Below are 2,683 nucleotides of genomic sequence, written 5' to 3'. Positions count from 1 at the left end.
GGCTCCTACTGCTTGTACGTACACGGTTTCAGGTTCTTTTTCACTCCCCTCGCCGGGGTTCTTTTCGCCTTTCCCTCACGGTACTGGTTCACTATCGGTCAATCAGGAGTATTTAGCCTTGGAGGATGGTCCCCCCATATTCAGACAGGATAACACGTGTCCCGCCCTACTCGTCGAGTTCACAATAACAGCATCTTCGGATACGGGGCTATCACCCTTTACTGCCGGACTTTCCAGACCGTTCTCCTGATGCTGCTATTGATTAAGACTCTGGGCTGTTCCCCGTTCGCTCGCCGCTACTAGGGGAATCTCGGTTGATTTCTTTTCCTCGGGGTACTGAGATGTTTCAGTTCTCCCGGTTCGCTTCATTAACCTATGTATTCAGTTAATGATAATATCCATTGGATATTGGGTTTCCCCATTCGGAAATCGTCGGGTATAACGGTTCATATCACCTTACCGACGCTTATCGCAGATTAGCACGTCCTTCATCGCCTCTGATTGCCTAGGCATCCACCGTGTACGCTTATTCGCTTAACCTCACAACCCGAAGGTGTCTTCTAAAACGGATTGCTGTGCTTCATGATTTCGACGTTGGGCAGTGCTCGCCATGCTCACATACTTTAAGTATGCTCCGCTTGCTGTGCGCTGTCCGCCTTGAAATCATTTTGCTCGCATATCCTTTCTGAAGAGTATTTTCAGATTTGAGATTTTGAGAGACTCATCAATATACCTCGGTGATATATTGATTTGTTTTCAATTTTTCAGCTTGTTCCAGATTGTTAAAGAGCAAAATAATTCGCAGTATACTATTGCTAATATACTCTGAATTATTGTTTTATATTCAAGAGATTATGGTGGAGCTAAGCGGGATCGAACCGCTGACCTCCTGCGTGCAAGGCAGGCGCTCTCCCAGCTGAGCTATAGCCCCATAATGCATTCTTCAATACCAGTATAACCACTCCTTTTCTTCTTTTTAGAAAGAAGCTTTTTCTTTAGGCAAGGCGTGGAGTCACGAAGTTTACAATAAGTAAACGAGTGATTTCACAACGCAGCATAAAGGAAAAGTGGTAGGCCTGAGTGGACTTGAACCACCGACCTCACCCTTATCAGGGGTGCGCTCTAACCACCTGAGCTACAAGCCTATACCGGTATTTCTGCTCGTTCTTCATCAGACAATCTGTGTGAGCACTGCACATAACACGTATCTCTTAGGTAAGGAGGTGATCCAACCGCAGGTTCCCCTACGGTTACCTTGTTACGACTTCACCCCAGTCATGAATCACAAAGTGGTAAGCGCCCTCCCGAAGGTTAAGCTACCTACTTCTTTTGCAACCCACTCCCATGGTGTGACGGGCGGTGTGTACAAGGCCCGGGAACGTATTCACCGTAGCATTCTGATCTACGATTACTAGCGATTCCGACTTCATGGAGTCGAGTTGCAGACTCCAATCCGGACTACGACAGACTTTATGAGTTCCGCTTGCTCTCGCGAGGTCGCTTCTCTTTGTATCTGCCATTGTAGCACGTGTGTAGCCCTACTCGTAAGGGCCATGATGACTTGACGTCATCCCCACCTTCCTCCGGTTTATCACCGGCAGTCTCCTTTGAGTTCCCGCCATTACACGCTGGCAACAAAGGATAAGGGTTGCGCTCGTTGCGGGACTTAACCCAACATTTCACAACACGAGCTGACGACAGCCATGCAGCACCTGTCTCAGAGTTCCCGAAGGCACTCCTCTATCTCTAAAGGATTCTCTGGATGTCAAGAGTAGGTAAGGTTCTTCGCGTTGCATCGAATTAAACCACATGCTCCACCGCTTGTGCGGGCCCCCGTCAATTCATTTGAGTTTTAACCTTGCGGCCGTACTCCCCAGGCGGTCGATTTAACGCGTTAGCTCCAGAAGCCACGGTTCAAGACCACAACCTCTAAATCGACATCGTTTACAGCGTGGACTACCAGGGTATCTAATCCTGTTTGCTCCCCACGCTTTCGCACCTGAGCGTCAGTCTTTGTCCAGGGGGCCGCCTTCGCCACCGGTATTCCTCCACATCTCTACGCATTTCACCGCTACACGTGGAATTCTACCCCCCTCTACAAGACTCTAGCCAACCAGTTTCAGATGCAATTCCCAAGTTAAGCTCGGGGCTTTCACATCTGACTTAATTGACCGCCTGCGTGCGCTTTACGCCCAGTAATTCCGATTAACGCTTGCACCCTCCGTATTACCGCGGCTGCTGGCACGGAGTTAGCCGGTGCTTCTTCTGCGGGTAACGTCAATTGCTAAGAGTATTAATCTTAACACCTTCCTCCCCGCTGAAAGTACTTTACAACCCTAAGGCCTTCTTCATACACGCGGCATGGCTGCATCAGGCTTGCGCCCATTGTGCAATATTCCCCACTGCTGCCTCCCGTAGGAGTCTGGGCCGTGTCTCAGTCCCAGTGTGGCTGATCATCCTCTCAGACCAGCTAGAGATCGTCGCCTAGGTGAGCCATTACCCCACCTACTAGCTAATCCCATATGGGTTCATCCGATAGCGCAAGGTCCGAAGAGCCCCTGCTTTGGTCCGTAGACGTCATGCGGTATTAGCCACCGTTTCCAGTAGTTATCCCCCTCTATCGGGCAGATCCCCATACATTACTCACCCGTCCGCCGCTCGTCAGCAAGAAAGCAAGCTTTCT

General features: G+C 49.8%; 2 tRNA genes and 2 rRNA genes. All 4 read right to left on the bottom strand.

The annotated features are described in order from the left end of the window. Positions 1-540: ribosomal RNA gene (locus DK857_RS19000) — 23S ribosomal RNA — on the bottom strand; the annotation flags it as partial. A 315-nt stretch (positions 541-855) separates the two neighbouring features. Then, a tRNA-Ala gene (locus DK857_RS18995) sits at positions 856-931 on the bottom strand. Between the two features lie 137 nt (positions 932-1,068). Next, positions 1,069-1,145: transfer RNA gene (locus DK857_RS18990), tRNA-Ile, on the bottom strand. A 71-nt stretch (positions 1,146-1,216) separates the two neighbouring features. Then, positions 1,217-2,683, bottom strand: a 16S ribosomal RNA gene (locus DK857_RS18985); the annotation flags it as partial.

The sequence above is a fragment of the Proteus terrae genome (assembly GCF_003144325.1).
GTDB classification, from domain to species: Bacteria; Pseudomonadota; Gammaproteobacteria; order Enterobacterales; family Enterobacteriaceae; genus Proteus; species Proteus terrae.
This window is presented reverse-complemented; position numbering and strand designations above follow the sequence as displayed.